This window comes from Pseudomonas sp. MRSN 12121 (assembly GCF_000931465.1).
GTDB lineage: Bacteria > Pseudomonadota > Gammaproteobacteria > Pseudomonadales > Pseudomonadaceae > Aquipseudomonas.
Window position 1 is genome coordinate 1,583,136 of record NZ_CP010892.1, and the last position, 22,868, is coordinate 1,606,003.

Sequence of the window (22,868 nt, forward strand, 5' to 3'; positions counted from 1 at the left end):
CAGTCGGTATTTCTTGTTCCCTATCGCTTAACCACGCTCGTTGCAATGGGAGCCGTATGTCGATACCACGTTTGAAATCCTATCTCTCCATTTTCGCTACTGTGCTAGTGCTCGGCCAGGCTGTTGCCGCACAGGCGGCGGACCTGCCTGACTTCACGCAACTGGTCGAGCAGGCATCACCGGCCGTGGTCAACATCAGCACCACGCAAAAGCTCCCGGACCGCAAGGTGTCCGCGCAGATGCCCGACCTGGAAGGGTTGCCGCCCATGCTGCGCGAGTTTTTCGAGCGGGGCATGCCACAGCAGCCGCGTTCGCCGCGGGGCGATCGCCAGCGTGAAGCCCAGTCCCTGGGATCGGGTTTCATCATTTCGGCCGACGGTTACATCCTGACCAACAACCATGTGATCGCCGACGCGGATGAAATCCTCGTGCGCCTGGCCGATCGCAGCGAACTGAAAGCCAAGCTGGTCGGTACCGACCCACGTTCCGACGTGGCGTTGCTGAAGATCGATGGCAAGGACCTGCCGGTGCTGAAGCTGGGTAAATCCCAGGACCTCAAGGCCGGCCAGTGGGTGGTGGCCATCGGTTCGCCGTTCGGTTTCGACCACACCGTGACCCAGGGCATCGTCAGTGCCATCGGTCGTAGCCTGCCGAACGAAAACTATGTGCCGTTCATCCAGACCGACGTGCCGATCAACCCGGGCAACTCGGGTGGCCCGCTGTTCAACCTGGCGGGCGAAGTCGTGGGGATCAACTCGCAGATCTACACCCGTTCCGGTGGTTTCATGGGTGTGTCTTTCGCTATCCCGATCGATGTCGCCATGGACGTCTCCAACCAGTTGAAGGCCGGTGGCAAGGTCAGCCGCGGCTGGCTGGGCGTGGTCATCCAGGAAGTGAACAAGGACCTGGCCGAATCCTTTGGCCTGGAGAAACCGGCCGGTGCGCTTGTGGCGCAGATTCAGGACGACGGTCCGGCGGCCAAGGGCGGCCTGCAGGTCGGTGACGTGATCCTGAGCATGAACGGTCAACCGATCATCATGTCGGCGGACCTGCCGCATCTGGTCGGTGCGCTCAAGGCTGGGGCGAAAGCCAATCTGGAAGTGATTCGCGACGGCAAGCGCAAGAATGTCGAGCTGACCGTAGGTGCGATTCCGGATGAAGACCAGGCCCTGGACACCATTGGCAAGTCCGGCGCCGAGCGCAGCAGCAACCGCCTGGGTGTGGCTGTGGTCGAGCTGACCGACGAGCAGAAGAAAGCCTTCGATATCAAAGGCGGTGTAGTGATCAAGGAAGTGCAGGACGGCCCAGCCGCGCTGATCGGCCTGCAGCCGGGCGACGTGATCACCCACCTGAATAACCAGGCGATCACTTCGACCAAGAACTTCACGGAGATTGCCCAGGCTCTGCCGAAGAATCGTTCGGTCTCGATGCGCGTCCTGCGTCAAGGGCGAGCCAGCTTCATTACCTTCAAGCTGGCCGAATAATCCGCGCAGCGGATCGATCGCCAAATAAAAAGCCCGCCTCGAAAGAGGCGGGCTTTTTTGTGGGTCCAAGTCTGGCTCAGCGCATCATGTCCTTGACCATCTGCTCCTGATCCATCAGTTCGCGCTGGCGGGCGTCGATTCGCGAGGACAGGGGGAAGTTGCTGCCGGCGCGACGCTTGGCGAAGTCCAGTTGCTGGATCGCCTGGCGATAGTCGCCGACCAGGGCGAAGTACTCGGCTCGCGCCTGGTGCAGGCCGATGATATTGCCGGACAGGCCGCGGGTTTCGGCCACCGAATACCACACGTCCGGATCGTCGGGGCGGCTCTTGAGCAGGTTCTCCAGGGCCTTCTCGGCATCAGCCGGACGATTCTGCTTGAGCAGCAGATCGACCCTGACCTGGTTCAGGGGGTAGTTGCCCGGGTATTGCGCAAGCATCTTGTCCACCCGGGCCTGGGCATCCGCAAAGCGGCTGGTGGCCGTATCCAGGTCGATCTGGGCCAGGTTGTAGGTGATGTCGTTAGGCTGCTTGGCCAGCAGCTGCTTGAGGTTCTCCCGGGCATCGTTGAACTGGCTGCCCTTGATCTGGGCGATGGCCAGGCCATAACGCGCGATGTCGTTCTTCGGGTTGTCGTCGAGCTGGGCGCGAAAGCGCTTGGCGCCCATGCCCGGAGACTCTTCATAGATCAATTGCACCCGTGCACGAATCAACTGGTAGCGCAGGCTGTCTTCCTTGCCGCCGGCCTTGGCCTGTTCGGCGCGGTTGCGGGTGTCGGCGATCCGCGATTCGGTAACCGGGTGAGTCAGCAGGAATTCCGGTGGCTTGGCGTCGAAGCGGTACTGACGCATCAGGCGCTCGAACATGGTCGGCATGGAGCGCGGGTCATAGCCGGCTTTTTCCAGGTTGAGAATGCCGATGCGGTCGGCTTCCTGTTCGTTCTGCCGGGAAAAGCGCCGTTGTTCCTGGATGGCAGCGGCCTGGGTGCCGGCGATGGCAGCGATGCCGGCATCACCGCCACCCGCCGCGGCGAGCACGATACCGGCCAGCAGGGCAGCCATCATCGGTACCTGCATGCGTTGCGAGGCTTCGACGCCGCGAGCGAAGTGGCGTTGTGACAAGTGAGCCAGTTCGTGAGCCAGCACCGAGGCATATTCGCCTTCGGTCTGGGCATTGAGGAACAGGCCGCCGTTGACTCCGACAATACCGCCGGGGGCGGCAAAGGCGTTGAGTTGCGGGCTGTTGATCAGGATGAACTCCAGGCGCCGGTCGTTGACCTGGCTGGTCTCGACCAGTTTGTAGACGCTGGTTTCGACGTAGTCCTTGAGTTGCGGGTCGTTGAGTTGCGAAACCTGGCTGCGCAGCAGCGCCAGCCAGGCGCGGCCCAGTTGGTATTCCTGTTGTGGCGAGACAATGGCAGAACTGGCATCACCGAGTGACGGCAGGTCGTCGGCGAAGCCTGGTGAGGCGAGCAGGCAAGCGAGCGTCAGCAGGGTAGGGCGCAAAAAAGTCATGCACAAAGCCTTAGTCGACAAAGAGTCTACTGTAGCCGGACACCAGGCCTTGGACCAGATATTCTAGGCACCTTGACGACCCACCCGGAGTGACGCAATGACTGATGCCGTAGCCCACGATGCCGAGCTCGACGCCAGCGGACTGAACTGCCCGCTACCGCTGCTCAAGGCCAAGATGGAACTCAATCGGCTGGCCAGCGGCGCGGTGCTCAAGGTCATCGCCACCGATGCCGGTTCCCAGCGTGACTTTCGCACCTTTGCCCGTTTGGCCGGTCATACCCTGCTTCGCGAGGAAGACGAAGCGGGGGTCTACCGTTACTGGCTGAAGAAAGCCTGAGCCGCCCCGAAACCCTCGTGCCTCTTTTTAAGGATCATTGATGTTCAAGGTTTTACGCGACTGGGTTCAGCGCTATTTCTCCGATGAAGAGGCGGTGGTACTGGCCGTCCTGTTGTTCCTGGCCTTCACCGCGGTGCTGACGCTGGGGGGCATGCTTGCCCCCGTGCTGGCAGGGATGGTGCTGGCGTATCTGATGCAGGGGCTGGTGCTGACGCTCGAGCGCTGGCGCTTGCCCGGCGCCGTGGCGGTGGGCCTGGTCTTCGCCTTGTTCATGGGGATGTTGCTGGTGTTCATCGTGGTCGTCGTGCCGCTGTTGTGGCACCAGTTGATCACCTTGTTCAACGAGTTGCCGGGGATGCTCGCCAAGTGGCAATCGCTGCTTCTGCTGTTGCCGGAGCGTTATCCGCACCTGGTGTCGGACGAACAGGTGTTGCAGGCAATCGAAGTGGCGCGCGGCGAGATCGGCAAGTTCGGCCAGTGGGCGCTGACCTTTTCGCTGTCCAGCCTGCCGCTGCTGGTCAATATCATGATCTACCTGGTGCTGGTGCCGATCCTGGTGTTTTTCTTCCTCAAGGACCGGGCAATGATCAGTCAGTGGGTGCGCGGTTACCTGCCGCGCGAGCGCGCCCTGATTACCCGCGTGGCCCAGGAAATGAACCGGCAGATCGCCAACTATATTCGCGGCAAGGTAATCGAGATCGTGATTTGCGGTGGCGTGACCTACATCGCCTTCGTGGCCCTGGGGCTGAACTATGCGGCCCTGCTGGCATTGCTGGTGGGGATCTCGGTGGTGGTGCCCTATGTCGGGGCGGTGGTGGTGACCGTGCCGGTGGCGCTGATCGCGCTGTTCCAGTGGGGCTGGAGCGATCAGTTCATCTACCTGATGGCGGTCTACGGCATCATTCAGACACTGGATGGCAACGTGCTGGTGCCGCTGCTGTTTTCCGAGGCGGTGAACCTGCACCCAGTGGCAATCATTTGCGCAGTGCTGCTGTTTGGTGGTTTGTGGGGATTCTGGGGGGTGTTTTTCGCGATTCCCCTGGCCACGCTGTTCAAGGCGGTGCTGGATGCCTGGCCGCGTAAAGAACCGGTCGTGGCGCCCTTGCTCTAGGAATTTTCTGCGCTGGAAACGAAAAGGGGCGGCTGATTCAGCCGCCCCTTTTCATTCTGTAGCCGGGCTCAGGCCTTGTTCAGGGCCTGGGCGGCGGCCAGTACCGCATCCACATGGCCTGGCACTTTCACGCCGCGCCATTCCTGGCGCAGCACGCCGTTCTTGTCGATCAGGAAGGTGCTGCGATCGACACCCATGTATTCCTTGCCGTAGAGCTTCTTCAGCTTGATCACGTCGAATAGCTGGCAGACGGCTTCGTCCTTGTCGCTGATCAGCTCGAAGGGGAACTCCTGCTTGCACTTGAAGTTCTCGTGGGACTTCAGGCCGTCGCGGGAAACGCCGAACACCTCGGTATTGGCTGCCTTGAACGCGGCGTATTGATCGCGAAAGCCCTGGCCTTCGGTCGTGCAACCCGGGGTGCTGTCCTTGGGATAGAAGTAGATCACCACCTGCTTGCCCTTGAGCGCCGCGAGGCTGACGGTCTGACCGCTGGTGGCCGGCGCTTCGAAATTGGCAACAGGTTGGTCGATGGCAACGGTCATTGGGGCTTCCTTACATGGGGTTCTGTGGGCGCCAGGGTTCGATCAGCGCGTCGAGGTTCAGTGCGTCGGCAAAGTCCAGGAACTGATCGCGCAGCCAGCTGATCTGGGTGCCGGCCGGCAGGGTCACGGTAAAGGTGGCGTTGAGCATGGTGCCGCCGGTCTGTGGCGCCTGATAGGTATCGCAGGTCAGGTTTTCCAGCTCGATATGGTGGTCGATGAAGAACTGGCACAGCTCGTTGACGATGTCCGGGCGGTAGGCAGCGCTGACATAGGCCACATAAGGCAGCGCCTGTGGACGGTTGTCCAGCGCCGCGCTGCGCACCACGTTGACGGTGAAGGCATACTTCTTCGCCAGCGACGGCAGGCCAGCTTCCAGGCGCGCCAGGGCGTCCCAACTGCCGGAAACCTCCAGGACCAGCGCACTGCATTCGCCGTGGCGGGTCAGGCGGGAGGTCACCACCGCGCAGCGATTTTCATGGCTGGCGCGGCACAGGACGTTGGTCAGCTCCATGGGATTGGCGCCGAGGGCACTGATGACAAGGAATTGTTCGCGGACTGTGGGGGTGGACATGCAGCATTCCTAAAGCGATGAGCGGTCGATACTTTTTGCCGGCTCGAGTTCTGGGTAAACCTCCGGATGCGATTTCAGAAGCCCTGAAACGCCAGGTTGCGACGAGCTCCATGGAGACCAGAGCGAGGGGCGGCAACGCAGGATTGGGGCTTCGGATGCCGAAAAGGGAGGCTGGAACCCGGCGTACAAGCTGGTCAGTACCGATCAAAGTCTGAAGGGTAGCGAAATCCGTCGCTCAGGGGAATGCTCGCAGCACGGTACTTCGCTTGTGCAAGCATCTTGGCGCCAGTACCATTACCGCTCTCTTTTTCCGGCAGGAGCGGTTGCATGATTGCGGGCAGTATGGTGGCACTGGTCACACCCATGGATGCACAGGGTCGTCTCGACTGGGACAGCCTGAGCAAACTGGTGGACTTCCACCTGCAAGAGGGCACCAACGCCATTGTGGCGGTCGGCACCACGGGTGAGTCGGCTACCCTCGATGTGAACGAACACATCGAAGTGATTCGCCGGGTGGTCGCTCAGGTTGCGGGGCGCATCCCGGTGATCGCCGGTACCGGTGCCAACTCGACGCGCGAAGCGATCGAACTGACCACCAATGCGAAGATCGCCGGCGCCGATGCGTGCCTGCTGGTGACCCCGTACTACAACAAGCCGACGCAAGAAGGCCTGTATCAGCATTTCCGCGCCATTGCCGAAGCCGTCGATATCCCGCAGATCCTCTACAACGTCCCGGGCCGCACCGCTTGCGACATGCAGGCTGAAACCGTGATCCGCCTGTCGACCGTGCCGAACATCATCGGCATCAAGGAAGCCACTGGCGACCTGCAACGCGCCAAGGACATCCTGGCCGGCGTGCGCAGCGACTTCCTGGTGTACTCCGGCGACGACGCAACCGCCGTCGAGCTGATCCTGCTGGGTGGCAAGGGCAACATTTCTGTGACCGCCAACGTGGCGCCCAGGACCATGAGCGAGATGTGTGCCGCCGCGATGCAAGGCGACGCCGCCACTGCCCGGGCGATCCACGAGAAGCTGATGCCGCTCAACAAGACACTGTTCATCGAATCCAACCCTATTCCCGTGAAATGGGCCCTGTGCGAAATGGGCTTGATGGCAAACGGTATCCGTCTGCCGCTCACCTGGCTCAGTGCTGCCTGTCACGAACCGCTGCGGCAGGCCATGCGCCAGTCCGGCGTATTGGTTTAATTGAGGAAGTACTACGCATGAAGCGATTGGCCGGACTTTCCGCACTTGCCTTGATTATCTCCAGCACCAGTGGCTGCGGTTGGATTTGGGGGCCGGAAGGCTACTTCCGCGACCGCGGCAGCGATTACCTGCAAGCGCAACAAACCGCACCGATGCAGCTGCCGTCGGATGTCAGCACTTCCAAGCGGCTCGACCCGCTGTTGCCGATCCCGCGCAACGTGCCCGACGACACCGTCAAGGGCGAATACGTGGTGCCGCGTCCCCAGCCGCTGGGCTCGGTGGCCGATGCCAGCGACTACACCCTGCAGAAGAGCGGCGATTCGCGTTGGGTCATGGCCCAGCACGCGCCTTCCGAAGTCTGGCCGGTGGCCATGCAGTTCTTCCAGGACAACGGTTTCCGGATTGACGAGCAGCGTCCGCAGACCGGCGAATTCACGACCGCCTGGCAGCGCTCCGACGAGCTCTCCGCGTCCATGGCCAAGCGCCTGGGCAGTGCGGGTTCGGCCAACAACGAAACCCGTGTGCGGGTGCGTATCGAGCCAGGCGTGCAGCGCAACACCAGTGAAGTCTATGTGGTCAGCGCCGAGCGTCCTGCCGGCAGCACGTCCAATGTCGATTTCACCAACCGTTCGGTCAACACCGGCCTGGACTCCGCACTTGTCGATGAAATGCTCGCCAGCATGAGCCGCAGCGCCGAGAAGGGCGGTTCGGTGTCCCTGCTGGCCGCACGTGATTTCGATACCCCCAGCCGTGTCAGCCTGACCGAGGACGGTAGCGGCAACGTGGTGCTCAACCTCGGCGAAGACCTCGATCGCGCCTGGTCGAGCGTCGGCCGTGCGCTGGAGCAGGGCGAATGGCGGGTTGAGGACATCAACCGCAGCCTGGGCCTGTACTACATCAACCTGGCGGAAAAAGCCCAGAAGAAAGACGACGAGCCAGGCTTCTTCGGCAAGTTGTTCGGCAGCGCCCCGGCCAAGGAAGAAGTCGAAGCCCGTGCCGAGCGTTATCAGGTTCGCCTGAGCAAGGTGGGCGAGAACGTCCAGGTTACCGTCGAGAAGGACATCAACACCGTCGCCCCGGCTGATGTGGCACGCAAGGTCTTGAGCGTGATTCAGGACAACCTGGGCTGATCCGATGCGTTTCGCCGTTCTCGGTAGCGGTAGTCAAGGGAACGGCACGCTGATAGCCAGTGATGACACCTGTGTCCTGGTGGATTGTGGTTTCTCCCTGCGGGAAACCGAGCGGCGCCTGCTGCGCCTGGGGCTACACCCCGCGCAACTGAGCGCGATCCTGGTAACCCACGAGCATGCCGACCACGTGCATGGCGTGGGTTTGCTGTCTCGGCGCTACAATTTACCGGTCTACCTCAGTCGCGGGACATTGCGCGGGATGCGTAAGCCGGTGGACGCCGCGGGTTTTCTTGCCGGGGGCGAAACGCTCCAGGTTGGCGCTCTGAGCATCGGTGTGACCAGCGTCGCTCACGATGCGCTGGAGCCTGTGCAGTACGTGTTCAGTGACGGTCGGCGGCGTTTTGGCCTGTTGACCGACCTGGGCTCCTATTGCGACAGGGTGATCGACGGCTATCGCGGGCTGGATGCCTTGATGATCGAGGCCAATCACTGCCGTGACATGCTGGCGCGAGGTTACTACCCGTATTTCCTCAAGCAGCGGGTCGGCGGGGAAATGGGACATTTGAACAACCACCAGGCCGCAAGCCTGGTGGCCGAGTTGGGCTGGCAGGACTTGCAACACCTGGTACTGGCCCATCTCAGCAGCAAGAACAACCTGCCGCAGCTGGCCCGGCAATGTTTTGTCGACACCCTCGGGTGCGACCCGGACTGGCTGCAACTGGCCGATCAAGATTCAGGGCTCGACTGGCGACACATCGCCTAGCCCACCTACTTAGCAAGCGGAGCCCATCATGGAAAAACGTGAAGAACTCTACCGCGGCAAGGCCAAATCGGTTTACAAGACCGACGACGCCGACCGCCTGGTCCTGCTGTTTCGCAACGACACTTCGGCGTTCGACGGCAAGCGTATCGAGCAGCTCGATCGCAAAGGCATGGTGAACAACAAGTTCAACGCCTTCATCATGCAGAAACTCGAAGAGGCCGGCGTGCCGACCCAATTCGACAAGCTGCTGGGCGACAACGAGTGCCTGGTGAAGAAGCTGGACATGATCCCGGTCGAGTGCGTCGTGCGTAACTACGCCGCTGGCAGCCTGGTCAAGCGCCTGGGTGTGGAGGAGGGCCTGAAGCTCAATCCTTACACGTTCGAACTGTTCCTGAAGGACGACGCCAAGGGTGACCCGTTCATCAACGAATCCCACGTCGTGGCGTTCGGTTGGGGCACCGCCGAGCAACTGGCGCGCATGAAGGAACTGTCGCTCAAGGTCAACGAAGTCCTGAGCAAGCTGTTCGACGATGCCGGCCTGCTGCTGGTGGACTTCAAGCTGGAGTTCGGCGTATTCCACGGCCAGATCGTCCTGGGCGACGAATTCAGCCCGGACGGCTGCCGCCTGTGGGACAAGGAAACCCGCAAGAAGATGGACAAGGACCGCTTCCGCCAGGGCCTCGGTGACGTGATCGAAGCCTACGAAGAAGTCGCCAACCGTCTGGGTGTACCGCTGTAATCGACGCAACCGACTGATAGCACGGAAAAAATTTGCTCGAGGGGCTTCGCTTCGGGCAAAGGTGCTGTTATGATGCGCGCCGTTGGAGAGATGCCAGAGTGGCCGAATGGGACGGATTCGAAATCCGTTGTACCTTCGCGGGTACCTAGGGTTCGAATCCCTATCTCTCCGCCATCATTTGAAAAGCCCCGCAGATCAAGGTCTGCGGGGCTTTTTTGTTTATGGTTTGTACTACTGGGTTGTACAACTCACGTTATGGCACCTACCCGGTGTGGTGGTGCAGCGACGCCTCAACCGCTAGGTGCTGGACACGTCGTTTGAACTCCCATAATCATGCTGAAGGGGCGGGCAATGCCGTTTGGGCTTGATGTAGTGGTTTGGATAGACAGAGGCAGTATGGTCAACCATGCGCTTCCCTGTGCTTACTGGCCTTCGGGCAAACGGAATTGTAAGATGGGGCTACTTGACGAACTCCGATGCAAACAGTCTAGGGCAGCATTCTGTAACTGGCCTTTGAGTACGAACCCAACTTAAGCTTGAGACCTCAATGACTTCAGCTGCAAATTTCTCCCTTGATGGTGTTTTTCTTCAGCCTAGGCTCAACATCGAGCAGAAAACTCGAACCAGTCGCCTTCCTTGGCGTGGGCAATTCTCGCCGGAGTTCGTCGAATATCTACTTGAAACGGCATTGCTAGATGCCCAGACCATTTTTGACCCATTCTGTGGTAGTGGTACGGTGATTTATGAAGCGGCCTTTAAAGGTCGTACCGCTGTAGGGACCGAGGTAAATCCATCCGCATGGCATCTTGCGACGTTAGCGTCACTGGCATGTTTAAGTCCTGGTGGCCTTGATGATGTTTCTTCCGAGCTAGATAAACAAATACTCGAGCTATCGAGTTTTGATTTTTCGCATAGCTATGTTCGTGAGGCTCTATCGTCTTGTTCTTCCGGTTCAGATGCGGTGAAGAAATGTCTTGCTGCTAGCATTCTACTGGGTATGAAAAATAGTACCGAACTAAATGAAAAAATAATTCAGTATGGCGCCAAGATTGTAAAGAAAATCTTAAATGAAGTCAGGTTGTATCGAGGGGTAGGAGAGTGTCTTCTCGAAGATGCGCGATATACTTCCCTTAAATCTGACACTGTTGACGGTGTGATTACGTCTCCGCCATATATAAACGTGTTCAATTATCATCAGAATTATCGGCCTGCAACGGAACTGCTCGGGTGGAATCCACTGAGCGCAGCCAAATCCGAAATAGGCGCAAACCGAAAACATCGACAAAACCGCTTTCTGACTGTCGTACAATATTGCATTGACATGGCGATGGTCATTGACGAACTTGCAAGGGTTTGTAAGATTGGGGCTGTCGTTGTTATGGTCGTGGGTAGAGAGTCTAACATTCTTGGGACTTCTTTTTTGAACTCTGAAATCATTTCAAAACTTTTTGATGAAAGTCATGCGTTCAGTTTTGTACAAAAGGCTGAGCGTGTATTCACCAATCGGTTTGGGCAGGAAATATACGAGGATATTCTTGTTCTGAAATGTGTTGGTAAGAGTAAAATAATGCAGGATTCCGCCAGAGCAATTGGCGTAGAGGCTCTCATGACTGCGATAAATATAGCCCCTTTTAGCAGTGTGGAATTGTTGCAACTAGCAATAAAGTCCGCTGGTAAAGTAGCGGCTTCGCCCATGCTGGCTCTACAAAAACCGTACTAATAGGATGTGACTGTGAAGGTTTCTCACCCGGAAACACATGGAAGTAAACTGAAGGCGTTGGCACAAAATTCTAGTCTGCCAAATGGCGATAGGCAGAGAGTGCTTGATGCCATTGAAAAATACGAGGAGTGGCGTTCCGCGTTGTCGGAAATGTCTGGTGAAGGTAAGGATTTACTGGGCCGTCTCGTTGCACTACTCAATGATTACAAAAACTCGATCGATCTTGATCTGATATTTGGTTCCAAGAATGATTTTCTTTATCGTCAGAACGGCCAGTTGAAACTTTCCAATAGCATATTAGAGGAGTTTCTTCCATATGTGTTTGATGAGAGGATGGTGCCAGGATTCAAAAGGCTGTCAAATGTGATATGCGGTCCGCAATCCTCTTTCGCGGGTCTAAGCTTTGGCTCGCCATTTTTGGATTTGGACGCGGGTGGTGTCTTTCTGAAAAATAAAGATCAGGATTTTTCGGTAGCCAAAACGCATCGTATTACTATTAGCGATTTTCCTGTGACTGAAAAATCTTTCACTGCGAAGTTTTGTGTTTCACATTTTGCCACTGAAATAAAAACAAACTTGGATAAGACAATGTTTCAGGAGGCATCCCAGACAGCAAACGAACTAAAGCGAGCTGTTCCGGGTTCGAAATATATTTTGCTTTGCGAATATTTGGATATGACGCCGATTACAACCAAGCTTACTTCTATTGATGAAGTCGTTGTTTTGAGAAAGGCAAAGCGTCTTGCTTCAAATGTTCGTAAGGCTTTTAGCACGCATGAAGGCAGGCAAAGCAGTAAGTCTGCTTACACAAAGTTTGTACTTGATAATCCAATACATGTTTCAAGTTTTGAAAGATTCCTTGCTCATTTGGATGAGTGTTTTCCTGAAGCAGGTGATGATACAGTTGATACAGTGTTGGAGCGTGGGTATTTTTGAATTCGATATCGTACAAAGTTGGAAGCGAATTTTGTAGTGGTGTCGAATTAGGAAGTACAGTTGATTCTATGTTGTCTTTGTTTCTGGTGCATTCTAACTAATTCTCTGCGATACAAATGAGAACCTCGTAATCATGAATCACGGGGTTTTTACTTTCTGAAGCGTTATCGTTTCTGCTGCAATCTTCAGTCCCTTCTTTTCGCGACAGGCTGTGGCTCCTCGCGTCGTTATGCAATCTTTGGGGTGGCGATGAAATCGCCTCGTTCGGAATCTCAGCGTTGCCGTCTATCGTTTCCCGTTTCCCGTTTCCCGTTTCCCGTTTCGGCGCACATGCAGAATCATGTGCTGATGTGGTTTTGGCATTTTTTTTGATCAATGTTTAGATCGCCGCTGCCATGCCTTATGATTGAGATGTAACGGCAGAACCTCTTTTGTCAGACTGCAATTCCACCTGAAGCCCGCCAACAGCAATGCTTGGAATGCATTCGGCTGCGTGTACCGTTGTAATATCCATCAGTGACAACCACAGCGCTGTAGATAACATTTTATATATTATGGTCATCATAATAACAATCAAGACTAACAGGAATCAAAACTAAAGATGAAAATGAAAGTAAGTTTTAACGATACATTTAAAGGCATGAAAGTAAACGCCAACAAAGACAAGGGTTACGGGATGTATCCGGTAATTTTGGATAAGATGCTTGAACAAATTACCAATCTGCAAGAATACCATTCTCGGATTACTGTGGTGCGGTTGGATCTTCATTTCCCGGAAGGGCACGCAACCAACAATAAGCTGGAAAATACAATGCTCAGTCGATACATCAAAAGATGCAAGGCTGATCTTGGTTCAAATGCTTGGGGCAACCACAAACGATTCGTTCATGGTTGGGTGAAGGAAGTGGGTGAGTCTGGTAAGTCACATTACCATTTGTTTTTTGCTTTCCAGACCTTGCAGCGCAATTTGGGACTGATTTCGGGTGATGGGCACTCCGGTGTATGGAAACTGCTTGAAGATCGCTGGAGCGAGCTTACAGGCGGCACGGTTCACTTCACCAAGCAGCACCGTTTGGAAAGAGGCGACCACAACGCTTTCGCGAACTGTTTCTATCACCTGAGCTATCTTGCAAAGGTTCGTGATAAGCAATTTGGTACAGGCGAGCCACATCGTCGATTCGGTTTTTCGAAGTTGCCAACCAAAGCTGGAAATAACGAACCAACAGTTCTGGAAGAGCTAATGGCGGCCTAATGTTTTTGGTGCCTGTAAAGCCGCCTACAAGCGCGCTGGGCAAGTTTAAACCTGCAACCAATACGGATGGGGCGGCTGCGACTTTGACGCGCTTATAATGGCTTGCAGGGGCTTTAACTGATGGTGGTATTTGGCAGAGTGCTTTAACTTCAGGTCAATCTATCATGGCTACAACTACAAAGCCAAGTCATTAGGCGCAAACGTCATTCTGAATGAACGATATTTCTCCAGTTTCTCTGGACTCATATCATGCATCTCGGACAACACTCCAATGTTTCGAATTGCGGCCACTACAGAGTTGTCGTAACTCTTATCGCCACTTGATTTGGCAATGTTGATCGACGTAAAAACTCCGTCTACGCCCAAATTCATTTGCAGTGTTACTGCAATGTTGCTTGGTATGGAAGCGGGGCGTGCCCAGCCTTCAGAAGCCCTAGCCCTGATCAAGTCTTCAAAGTGTTCGGCTGCATCAATGCTGTTGTTCAATTCTGGGGTGAACTTGGCTAGCTTGACTATTGGCGGAAAGGCCAGGCAATTGGTCAGATATACTCCCAATCCAAATTTGACCTTACGACACTGGAAATACATTTGTTGATTTTTGTTGAAATTCGCAGCGAATTCCAAAGCTGACTGAACACCACCGACTTCAGCTTTGGCATTCACAATTTTCCATTGCGACGCTTGATATTTGTCCAACAGCACCGTCACAACGGTGTCGAGGCCTTGATCAACGATAAAGTACGTCCCCAAATTATCCGCGACGACCTTGCTGATCCGTCCGTGATAAATGCCCGGTTTACTGAATTCAATCTGTGCCCTCGCTTGATTCGCCCTAAATTCTTTGACGATCTGCTTGGTATCCACAGCGGATTCAAAATGCCACCCAGTGGTATCAAGCATTTCTTGTAGGCGTTCACTGTAAAGGCTGGATGCCGCCGAATTCGTATCGTTTGGTTGAGCGGCCACCACCGGGTTAGATGCGCTTGTTATGACGGCCACCAGCAGCAACAGGAGCTTTGACGATATGTTCATTTTCATCCTTGGTTCTTGTTGCTGGTGCAAGTCGAAGCACGAAGCCGCTGCATCGTCGAAGGGATACTGAGCACGAAGAGGATGACAGCAAGGATCAGGATCACGGTGCCGACAAGGACGCCGACACCAATTGCTTGGCGGAAGCTCAGGACGTATCCAAGCTCCATGGCAAATATTCCGGCCAGACTGGCGATTGGCATGCTGAGCGTTGCGAAGAACATTGCGACGTAAAGCTTCATCAGGCACCTCAAGAAGCAGGGTTTTGGGTATGGATATTCACAGTATACTGTGAGGACTTGCCCGCAGCCATCACAGACAGTGACCCGTCTTTGAGATGGGGCTGTACACGTGGATATCGGCTTGGCTTTTGGAAAGGTAGTACGCCAAAAACGCAAGGAAGCAGGACTAACCCAAGAACAGCTTGCACTTGAGGCTGATGTACAACGCAACTATGTCAGCTTGATAGAGCGCGGCATCCACACCCCTACGATTGCAGTCTTATTCAAGCTTGCAAACGCTTTGAGATGCCAGCCTTCTGATTTGGTGTCGGATTTGGAAAGGATGCTAGATAAGCAGGCTGACCCATCATAAAAGGTTCGTCCTGCTTAATATCCGAAAAAACTGACTACTGACTGGTAGAATGCCCGTCGCTCGCTCACATCTAACGTTTCAACGCCGTGCAGGATGACAGTCCAAGGTGTGAGCGGGCCACTTGACTACACTTCCGATTTGAAACTCAGGCGCTGCGAACGTACGTGCCTGCCCTGCGACGGGGCCAGGTACTGAAAAACATCAACGGTCACATGTTGCGAATTTCTTCATTCGCATCAAGCACGAACTCAAACCCGATACCCACCTCCTTTAGGGTCTGTGCAACGCGGTCAACGAAGTACTCCGCTTGTTCCGGTAATTCATACAGACCATTAATGCGGATGATGGGCAGCTTGCCTTTGGATGGCGGGTAGCTTTCCAATATTTCGCCGCTTTCGATGAAGGCAATATAGGTATTGATTTTCTCTTGCAGCAGCAGTAGGTGTTCACCCTGCTGGGCTTTGTCGCCCCATTTGAGGTGGTCGCTGATAATCAGAATTACGTTTTTGGGTTCCCACTCTGGTACAGCAATAATATCGACGACTTTCGTTTCTACAATGGACATGTCTGCTCCCTCAGAGGGGTGAATCAGGTCGAAGGATTTCGATTCTGGTTGGCGGTATCTTGGTGCCACCGGGAAAGCCGGGTTTGCCTTTGCCTACAACGGTTGCACCAGTTTTCTCAATTTCAGGGAAGGCGGCTTTCTGGTTCTTGGTCAGTGGTGCGGTATCAGATGACTTGCATTCAACGCATGAAATCTCGCCGTCAGTGTCCCGGCCCATCATATCAATCCGGGTCTTAACGCCGCTGTCGGTTTTAACTGTAACCTCTCGTACGGCTTCGGGTCTGGTCTCGCTGTACTTATCGTAAGACGCGTCTTCGAAGGCCTTTCCCTGCTTCTTGTTGTTCTCCAGCTGAGTGCTGAGCACAATGTATATCGGCTCGATCCCCGAGTCAGGGAACCAGATGATTGCATCTTGGAACTCGGGAGGATGTGCAGGGTTTGCTAGCACAGTGTCAGATTGTGCCGTCGGCGGATACACCCACACAGGTGGTAACTGTGGTGCACCTTCCAGTGCAGGAATACCCAGAACACCGTCACCACTTGCCGCGGGCGTCCAAGTAAGACCTATACCATTACCAATGTCGGCAACGTAGTTCTCGCCGTCCTTCTTGGCTTCGATGACAGGAACATTTTCCCAGTCTGTTTTACCGCCCGTGTAGAAGCCGTAAGCGTTGACAGAACCATCCGGTAGGGTCTTTACGTTGACTCGGACACGGGTACGGCCTGCTTCAAGCGTTGCATATTGGTCGCTCTTATAAAAAGCGCTGTCGGGTGCAATGCTGGTGTTCGGTATCAGCATCCCAATCGTGCCCACTACCAAGCCAGCAGCAACAACGCCTGATCCTTTCAGCAGCTCCAGTGACAACGATCCGCCAAGACGTTGAGCAATTGCGCTGCCAGTAGCAGACCCGCCAACCAGTTGCAGTGGGGTGCCTTGGGCGGTAATCGCTGCCCCGGTACCAAACACAGCCCACAGCCCGTAGTCGGCCAGTTTCTCAACAGGCACAAATCTGGATTGGTTCTTGTGATCTATTACACCGTCTGGAAGGTTGCAGCTCTTGGCGAATACACAGCCCAATGTATTGGGTTTGTCTTCTGGCTCCGGCGCAAGGTCTTTGTACTCCGCCCAGCGCTGGGCGTGGATATCGGCAGGCTCTACACCACTGTTGCGGTAGCCTTTTGGCGGATTGGGTACATAGCCAGACATACAACTTCCTTTCGTCCATGGAGGATTCCAGCGTAAGGCTGGTGCAGACTGACCATACCGAGACACTCAGGTACTGGCTTTAGGACAAATCCCAAAAACCAGTCTGAATTTTCCCGATACTCCGTGTCATTTGCTGGGGGCGGAGGATAACCGGTTCCCGATTACGGGCGAATGGTGGCGATATGCTTCTTATTGGGGGCTCTATTGTTTGCATATCAGTCTTGGGCGCTATCAAAAGAGTCTACCTTTCTGGTAGCTCGATAATCGTCGTTTTCGCCATATCAAATATCTATTGCAGATAGTTATATGATCGAATTATCATAGGTCTATCAAATTTAACTATAAAGGATAAAAAATTGAACGCACATCTATACCTTAGAGCCAGCACCAAGGATCAAGACGCCTTGAGAGCGAAGGCTAGCTTGGATGCATTTGTAAACGACAAAGGTCTTGTCGTTGTCGGCGTCTATTCGGAACACGTCAGCGGGACGACATTAGATCGCCCAGAACTAATGCGATTGCTGGATGCCGCCCAGCCCGGCGAATGTATTGCGTGTGAAAGCGTTGACCGGCTAAGCCGTCTGTCCCAACAGGATTGGGAGACACTGAAAGCCAAGATCAAAGCAAAGGGTTTACGCCTTGTGATTGCAGATTTACCTACAACTCACATGTTGATCGAAGACAAGGGAATGACCGGTCAGATCATGGAAGTCATCAACAGCATGCTGTTGGATCTCATGGCGACGATGGCTCGCCTTGATCAAGAAAAACGTGTTGAGCGAATCAAGCAGGGATTGGAAAACAAACGTCTTGCGGACCCAGACTGGACTCCAAAGGGTAAAAGCAAGAACGTCGAAAAATGGACAAAAGTACAAACGCTTATGGCTAAGCATCCAACAATGTCTGCGGAAGACATTGCCAAACTTGCAGAGGTGGGTATTGCAACGGTCTACCGAATCAAGCGTGGGGTCTAACCCACCCCCTCCCTAGGGCCGGGGGAGGTGGAATTCATGCGGTTCCATAAGTCACTGGTAGCCGCTAGTGGGTACATGTACCCATTCCCTTATTGGAAGGGCCAGGCTTGTGACGCCGGATTGAAAATCAATTGATCATGCTAATGGGGTTGTCGTGCTTGTTTTAACCAGTGGTTTCAATCGTGGTAATTTGGAAATCGCTTTGAGTTTTTGCAGTGGGCTTGATCCTTGGCTGTACACATCGAATGTCACCGTGCCTGTTTCGTGTCCCACGATTTCCGCAATCAACGTGCCGGGTACATTAGCCCGCAGCAGTTGTGTAACCACGGTCCCTCGGATGCTGTGGAAGACATGTTGTTTACCAAATCCGTGTGCTGACTTGAGTCGACCAAATGCCTTTGAAAGTGGATCAGACCTATTTCCGTATTTGTTACGACTTTTCGAATGCACCAGAAAGCCATCGACCGAATCCTTCAACAGTCGCTTCACAACCGGTTTGAGTGCCGGGTGGATGGGAACGAATCGAATGCCAGCCACCGTTTTGCTATCGGCGATATCGAAACACTGAACGTCTTCAATACTGATGACGTTTTCTTTCCTTAATTTGCACAGTTCTTCTATACGTGCGCCTGTGTACACACCTAGAAGGATTAGGTCAGCCAATACGTTCTGCCCACCTTTCGTGGCTGCTTCGTGCAGCGTCGCTAAGCTTTCAAGGCTAAAGTCCTTCCTTTTAGCGTCGGCCTTGGCCTTACCTCGCACTCTAGGTAAATCATGGTTTTCAAATGGGTTAACCCGATCTTTGTATTCGGTTCGCCAGCGTTCATCATAGCGATTCGCCCATTTCCAAAACACGCTTCCCGCCAATAGATACTGCGTCAGTGTCTTGCTAGCCAACTCAAGCGAATTTAACCAAGCGGCTATCGTGTCTGTGTCCAGTGGAAGTTGATTACTTGCCAGATAGTCTGACAATTTTCGAAGCTTCGACTCTTGCTGATCAATTGTTTTCTGAGCGATGTTCTGACCGAGTCTGTAAGCCCGAAAGGAATCCAATCTGGCTTTCGTCAGCGGGGATTTTTTCTTGTAGCTGGCTGGTGCGTCTATCAGGGATATCAGTTCTTGCTGTTGGTCAGGGGTCAGGCTGTGTTTCGCGCTGAATGCACGTTCGAGTATGATTTTGAATCCCACATGCAGTGCATCTTGTATGTGCAAATCACCCGCCACATCACTTTCCGGCCGCACATCTTCCAACTGTTCAAGCAGGGCCATCAAATCAGGATTGGCTTGTTTGAATGATTGGACTTCCGCGTCGCTGACTGCAAGAGGGGGCACAGACTCACCAATGATTGCGCGCTTGCGCCCTTGGATTAGCGTCTCGATCTCGGTCATGCCAGCAACGATATTTTCCTGCCACCCTTCTGGGGCTTCCTTCGCCTTACGGGCACCTTGGATTAGATTTCGCCATAGGGCCAAATGTGCGTGACTGGCATGCACAGCCTCAGTGCGTGATGCTGTCTTCAGTGACTGGACAAACACCTTTTTCCCAATGGATTTTTGCACATCCGCAGGTACGGCCAACCGCACGTACCAAGTCGATTCCCCTTTCTTTCTGAAGATGAAGTCCGCCATAACGCCACCAAGGCCAAAACCGTAATTGTACTACTCGTTTGTACTACTTTTCAGCTTGAAATACTTCTGGATACGGGGTTTCTGGGGTTGCTGCGAATGTGTGGAGGTTCCCTATCTCTCCGCCATACAAATGAAAGCCCCGTAGCTGAACAAGCTACGGGGCTTTTTTGTTTCCGGCTCCTTTCCATTTTTCCTTGGCCCGTTCCGGGAGTGCGCATCGTTGAGCGCCGAAAGCTGGAGCGAGGCCGCGGTTTTTTGTTTCTTTGAGAAGTGTCTGATATTCCTCGCCCCGACTTTTACCTAGCCTGTCCGTTATCGAGTGAATGGGCTCGGCATCTTCAAACGGCACAGGGAGGCGGGTATGGACAGGCGGGGTTTGCAGGCGCCGCCGGAGGCGGTGGCCTTGGCGGGCATGGCTGCAGATGATGGGATGCTTCAGGCCGTCCATGGCGCCTCCACGCTGCCTTTGCTGGAGGTGCTTGGCCGGTTCATGGACCTTGCAGGAGGCGACGAACATGCGGCCCGTCAGCTCATCGACAGCGTCATGGCCTATCAGCGGAAGGATCTGGAGCTGTTACGGGACTATCAGCAACAACAGGACCGACAAGCCATTGCCAGGTTGTGCCACAAGATGGCGGGTGCTGCCTGTGTATTGAAATACCAGACCTTGATCGCCAGTTGCCAGCAGCTGAAGGACATCAGTATCGACGGCCCCTGGCCAATACTGGCGAAAAGAGCCCAGGCCGTCGAACAGGCACTGCTCAACCTCATGGACATCTGTTCAATAGCCATTCGAGACAATGGCCCCATCGACCTTGGAGAGCTGCCTCGTGAGCACTAGCTTCTATTGCTCTGGGGGCGCTAGTCTCGATGGCCTGTCGCAAAGCCGCGGATATCGATTCTGAAACGGCAGATGTCCATGCGCTGCTGGAGGTCGCAATGGGCTATATGATTCCTTTTTGCCTGGCTATCTCTATCAGTGAAAGAAGATTGGTGGTGTTGAATTTTTTCAGCAGCCTCACTTTATAAGTACTGACCGTTTTGTGGCTGATAAGCAGTGTCGCCGCAATTTCCCTATTGTTGAGCCCCTTGGCCAGCAGTCTTAACGTGGTGATTTCCCGATTGGTCAGCTGCGAAGCCGCGACACTCTGCATATGGTTGGTATGAATGCTTTCCTGCAGCAGTAGCAGGGAACTCTCCGGGAAATAGGTATGCCCGGACAACAGCGCCTTTACTGCATCTCCTACTTCATCCAGTGCTTCGTCCTTGCAGATGAATCCTGCGGCACCGCCGTGCAGGCAACGGACGGCAAAATTTTTCGAGTCGCTGGAAGTCAGTATCAATGTCTTGACTGGAAAATCGTTCGACTTGAAGTGGGTGAGGACGGACAGCCCATCCAGTTGCGGTAAATCCAGATCGAGTATTACCAGGTCGGGTTTGTAAGTGCGGACAACCTGGACGGCATCGACACCATTGTCGGCTTCAGCGGCAATATTATGTCCATTACGCTCAAGTATGACTCTCAAGGCAATTCTGACCAAAGGATGGTCGTCGACTATTACTATGGTTCCCATAGTGTGCTATCTCTCTGTAAGTTTCCTATATGTTGTTCAATATTCTTCTCCCTGTATTTAATGTCGCGTACTGGAATAAGTGACTGTGTGAGTAGGGTATTCGTTGGCCATGATGGAGACTCTTTTCTTCTTTGATGTCATTGACAGCTATCAAGGGTGGACAGACTACTGCAACACAGTTGCCGCAATGCAGTCGAACACCATGGCTTGAAGAAGTACACAGTCTTGCATCATATGTAAAGACGAAATCAGCGCCGAGTTCATTAAGATTTTTCTGATGGGCGGATCGGCCATCTCTCAATTCAAATTCAAAGATTAGTCGGTAAGGTACGACCTCCTTTGGTGACCTGTGACAAGGCTGCCAAAGGGCTCGCTATTGTTGTCGATTAGTCGACTCAGACTTTGAATGAGAGAGGCTTTGGTTGTTCTGGGCGAACTATTTCGCTCATGGATGAACCAGGAAGGTGATCAAGCTGGACTGCACTTTCTCTGCCAATCAACGTGAACAAGGAAATCACATGAAAAGAACATCCTTTGTATCCCTGGCAACTTCAAGCTTGATGCTTGCCGCACTGATTCCGTCGATGTCTCACGCCACCGACGGTGTGATCAACTTCTCCGGCAGCATCAGTGATGTGACTTGCAACATCAACGGCAAGGCGCCGGGTGAAGACAACGTTACCAACGTCGAGTTGGGACGTATTGCCCCTTCGGCCTTTACCGCGGTTGGGACTGCCTCGACGTTCAAGAACTTCGACCTGGTGCTGTCCGGTGCGCAATGTACCGACAAGACCAAAGTCGTGGTTGATTTCGACCAGGTAGGTAACGTCGATCCGGCGACTGGCAACCTCAAGCTGATCGGTAGCGCGCCAGCAACGGGCGTACAGATCCAGGTCTACAACGCCGACGCTACTGCCGCGAAGATCCCGCTGGGCCAGGCAGAAACCTCGCCGCAGGTCGCTACGGTTGCGGGTAACACCGCCACGCTGAAGTTCAAGGCGAGCTACGTCTCGACTTTGGCGACTGTCGGCGCGGGTTCGGGTAACTCCTACGTTCGCTACACCCTGTCGTACAAGTAACGGCAAGGCCGAAGGAGTGTGTCATGACGCCGAAAGCGCGTGTTTGGTCTTCTCTCGTTCTCGGCGTCATGTTTCTGGGCGTATGGTCTGGAAGCGTGCAGGCGTCGATCGTCATTCAAGGCACCCGGCTGGTTTATCCCGCGGATGCCCGGGAAGTAACCATCAAGATCAATAATGTGGGCGGTACGGCCTTACTGGCACAGAACTGGATCGACGACGGTGACTCCCATAAAAAACCTGAGGAAATAAAAGTTCCATTCCTGCTGTCTCCAGCGGTTATTCGGCTGGACCCGGAAAGTTCTGCATCGCTGCGTGTCTCTTATACAGGGGAGAAACTTGCCGAGGATCGAGAGTCATTGTTCTGGCTCAATGTCCTGGAAACACCTCCGCGCAAAGAGGCCGATGAAAACGTTTTGCAGTTTGCCTTCAGGACCCGGATAAAAGTGTTCTTTCGTCCGAAGAACTTGAAGTCGGATGTCGATCTAGTGGCGGACAAGCTGGATTGGAAGTTTAAAGCGCAATTGCCAGGAAATGAAAAGGGCGAAACCCGGATGGGTATTCAGGTCACCAATCCGACGGCTTATTACGTTTCCTTTGGCAAGGTAGAAGTGGTTCTGGATGAACGACGAATTGCCGTCAAGGATGAAATGATCGCACCGTTCAGTAGTGGAACTTTCCTCTTGCCTGAACATGTGTCTCAGAACTATCGAAAAGCCTCCGTGAGTTACGAAGTCATTAATGACTTTGGTGGGCGGCGCGTGCTGGATAAAGCACTGTCCCGATAATTCTTCGTTCTTGAATCCAGCCATGTTTATGGCGTAGCAGTGCGACGGTATCGAATATGTTGAATTTCCAGTGCCGTTGCCTGGTTGTTTTTACCTGCCCGCCAGTTATGTGTTTTTCCAACTTAAGTCGA

The 22,868-nt window shown here is 54.2% G+C and carries 24 protein-coding genes and 1 tRNA gene; 16 read left to right on the forward strand and 9 right to left on the reverse strand.

Features of this window, described 5'->3' with window-relative positions:
- Nucleotides 1-56: 56 nt before the first annotated feature.
- Nucleotides 57-1,484, forward strand: coding sequence for a DegQ family serine endoprotease (locus tag TO66_RS07210; protein WP_044461687.1), 1,428 nt, complete (start codon nt 57-59; stop codon nt 1,482-1,484).
- A gap of 76 nt (nt 1,485-1,560) precedes the next feature.
- Here TO66_RS07210 and TO66_RS07215 read toward each other — a convergent pair whose 3' ends face one another.
- Nucleotides 1,561-2,994 carry a M48 family metalloprotease gene (locus TO66_RS07215; RefSeq protein WP_044461688.1) on the reverse strand — a complete coding sequence of 478 codons (1,434 nt, stop codon included), beginning with the start codon at nt 2,992-2,994 and terminating at the stop codon, nt 1,561-1,563.
- Between the two features lie 97 nt (nt 2,995-3,091).
- On the opposite strand from TO66_RS07215, the gene TO66_RS07220 reads away from it, so the two are divergent.
- Nucleotides 3,092-3,331, forward strand: a complete 240-nt coding sequence (locus TO66_RS07220) for a sulfurtransferase TusA family protein (protein WP_007930235.1) — start codon at nt 3,092-3,094, stop codon at nt 3,329-3,331.
- 40 nt (nt 3,332-3,371) lie between these two features.
- The gene (locus TO66_RS07225; RefSeq protein WP_044461689.1) at nt 3,372-4,442 is read left to right on the forward strand and encodes an AI-2E family transporter; all 1,071 of its coding nucleotides are present in this window, start codon (nt 3,372-3,374) and stop codon (nt 4,440-4,442) included.
- 68 nt (nt 4,443-4,510) lie between these two features.
- On the opposite strand, the gene TO66_RS07230 is transcribed toward TO66_RS07225, so the two are convergent.
- Both TO66_RS07230 and TO66_RS07235 read right to left on the reverse strand, forming a co-directional pair.
- Nucleotides 4,511-4,984, reverse strand: a complete 474-nt coding sequence (locus TO66_RS07230; protein WP_044461690.1) for a peroxiredoxin — start codon at nt 4,982-4,984, stop codon at nt 4,511-4,513.
- A gap of 10 nt (nt 4,985-4,994) precedes the next feature.
- Entirely contained in the window at nt 4,995-5,555 is a 561-nt protein-coding gene (locus TO66_RS07235; protein ID WP_044461691.1) for a glycine cleavage system protein R, read from the reverse strand.
- A 327-nt stretch (nt 5,556-5,882) separates the two neighbouring features.
- Between TO66_RS07235 and dapA the strand changes: the two genes are divergently transcribed.
- The 8 genes from dapA to TO66_RS32340 all read left to right on the forward strand — a co-directional run bounded on the left by dapA (nt 5,883) and on the right by TO66_RS32340 (nt 13,301).
- Nucleotides 5,883-6,761, forward strand: coding sequence for a 4-hydroxy-tetrahydrodipicolinate synthase (gene dapA / locus TO66_RS07240; protein ID WP_044461692.1), 879 nt, complete (start codon nt 5,883-5,885; stop codon nt 6,759-6,761).
- 17 nt (nt 6,762-6,778) lie between these two features.
- Nucleotides 6,779-7,891 (forward strand): outer membrane protein assembly factor BamC, encoded by a 1,113-nt coding sequence (gene bamC / locus TO66_RS07245; protein WP_044461693.1) that lies wholly within the window; start codon nt 6,779-6,781, stop codon nt 7,889-7,891.
- Between the two features lie 4 nt (nt 7,892-7,895).
- A complete protein-coding gene (locus TO66_RS07250; RefSeq protein WP_044461694.1) occupies nt 7,896-8,654 on the forward strand; it encodes an MBL fold metallo-hydrolase in 759 nt (252 codons plus the stop codon).
- Between the two features lie 28 nt (nt 8,655-8,682).
- Complete coding sequence (purC, locus tag TO66_RS07255; RefSeq protein ID WP_007930242.1) at nt 8,683-9,393, forward strand: phosphoribosylaminoimidazolesuccinocarboxamide synthase; 711 nt, start codon at nt 8,683-8,685, stop codon at nt 9,391-9,393.
- A gap of 84 nt (nt 9,394-9,477) precedes the next feature.
- Nucleotides 9,478-9,567, forward strand: a tRNA-Ser gene (locus TO66_RS07260).
- A 373-nt stretch (nt 9,568-9,940) separates the two neighbouring features.
- Nucleotides 9,941-11,113 (forward strand): DNA methyltransferase, encoded by a 1,173-nt coding sequence (locus tag TO66_RS32330; RefSeq protein ID WP_044461695.1) that lies wholly within the window; start codon nt 9,941-9,943, stop codon nt 11,111-11,113.
- A gap of 12 nt (nt 11,114-11,125) precedes the next feature.
- Nucleotides 11,126-12,049 (forward strand): Bpu10I family restriction endonuclease, encoded by a 924-nt coding sequence (locus TO66_RS32335; protein WP_218187724.1) that lies wholly within the window; start codon nt 11,126-11,128, stop codon nt 12,047-12,049.
- A 601-nt stretch (nt 12,050-12,650) separates the two neighbouring features.
- Nucleotides 12,651-13,301, forward strand: a complete 651-nt coding sequence (locus tag TO66_RS32340) for an inovirus-type Gp2 protein (protein WP_082061046.1) — start codon at nt 12,651-12,653, stop codon at nt 13,299-13,301.
- A 174-nt stretch (nt 13,302-13,475) separates the two neighbouring features.
- Here the strand turns inward: TO66_RS32340 and TO66_RS07280 are convergent, their stop codons facing one another.
- Both TO66_RS07280 and TO66_RS07285 read right to left on the reverse strand, forming a co-directional pair.
- Nucleotides 13,476-14,339 carry a TonB C-terminal domain-containing protein gene (locus tag TO66_RS07280; RefSeq protein WP_082061047.1) on the reverse strand — a complete coding sequence of 288 codons (864 nt, stop codon included), beginning with the start codon at nt 14,337-14,339 and terminating at the stop codon, nt 13,476-13,478.
- A complete protein-coding gene (locus tag TO66_RS07285) occupies nt 14,336-14,572 on the reverse strand; it encodes a hypothetical protein (protein WP_044461699.1) in 237 nt (78 codons plus the stop codon). Before TO66_RS07285 ends, TO66_RS07280 begins: the two co-directional genes overlap by 4 nt.
- A gap of 109 nt (nt 14,573-14,681) precedes the next feature.
- Here TO66_RS07285 and TO66_RS32345 point away from each other — a divergent pair, with 109 nt between their 5' ends.
- A complete protein-coding gene (locus tag TO66_RS32345) occupies nt 14,682-14,924 on the forward strand; it encodes a helix-turn-helix domain-containing protein (protein ID WP_082061048.1) in 243 nt (80 codons plus the stop codon).
- A 208-nt stretch (nt 14,925-15,132) separates the two neighbouring features.
- On the opposite strand, the gene TO66_RS07290 is transcribed toward TO66_RS32345, so the two are convergent.
- Together TO66_RS07290 and TO66_RS07295 are read right to left on the reverse strand one after the other, a co-directional pair.
- Complete coding sequence (locus tag TO66_RS07290) at nt 15,133-15,489, reverse strand: DUF6572 domain-containing protein (RefSeq protein WP_044461700.1); 357 nt, start codon at nt 15,487-15,489, stop codon at nt 15,133-15,135.
- A gap of 10 nt (nt 15,490-15,499) precedes the next feature.
- Nucleotides 15,500-16,696, reverse strand: a complete 1,197-nt coding sequence (locus tag TO66_RS07295; RefSeq protein ID WP_044461701.1) for an S-type pyocin domain-containing protein — start codon at nt 16,694-16,696, stop codon at nt 15,500-15,502.
- Between the two features lie 356 nt (nt 16,697-17,052).
- Between TO66_RS07295 and TO66_RS07300 the strand changes: the two genes are divergently transcribed.
- Entirely contained in the window at nt 17,053-17,670 is a 618-nt protein-coding gene (locus tag TO66_RS07300; protein ID WP_044461702.1) for a recombinase family protein, read from the forward strand.
- Between the two features lie 135 nt (nt 17,671-17,805).
- Here TO66_RS07300 and TO66_RS32350 read toward each other — a convergent pair whose 3' ends face one another.
- Nucleotides 17,806-19,299 (reverse strand): tyrosine-type recombinase/integrase, encoded by a 1,494-nt coding sequence (locus TO66_RS32350; RefSeq protein WP_082061049.1) that lies wholly within the window; start codon nt 19,297-19,299, stop codon nt 17,806-17,808.
- A gap of 361 nt (nt 19,300-19,660) precedes the next feature.
- Here TO66_RS32350 and TO66_RS07305 point away from each other — a divergent pair, with 361 nt between their 5' ends.
- A complete protein-coding gene (locus tag TO66_RS07305; protein ID WP_044461703.1) occupies nt 19,661-20,140 on the forward strand; it encodes an Hpt domain-containing protein in 480 nt (159 codons plus the stop codon).
- 103 nt (nt 20,141-20,243) lie between these two features.
- Here the strand turns inward: TO66_RS07305 and TO66_RS07310 are convergent, their stop codons facing one another.
- Nucleotides 20,244-20,873 (reverse strand): response regulator transcription factor, encoded by a 630-nt coding sequence (locus TO66_RS07310; protein ID WP_044461704.1) that lies wholly within the window; start codon nt 20,871-20,873, stop codon nt 20,244-20,246.
- A 518-nt stretch (nt 20,874-21,391) separates the two neighbouring features.
- Between TO66_RS07310 and TO66_RS07315 the strand changes: the two genes are divergently transcribed.
- A complete protein-coding gene (locus tag TO66_RS07315) occupies nt 21,392-21,952 on the forward strand; it encodes a fimbrial protein (protein WP_044461705.1) in 561 nt (186 codons plus the stop codon).
- Between the two features lie 23 nt (nt 21,953-21,975).
- Nucleotides 21,976-22,737: a molecular chaperone gene (locus TO66_RS07320; RefSeq protein ID WP_044461706.1), complete on the forward strand. Its 762-nt coding sequence runs from the start codon at nt 21,976-21,978 to the stop codon at nt 22,735-22,737.
- Nucleotides 22,738-22,868 lie beyond the last annotated feature (131 nt).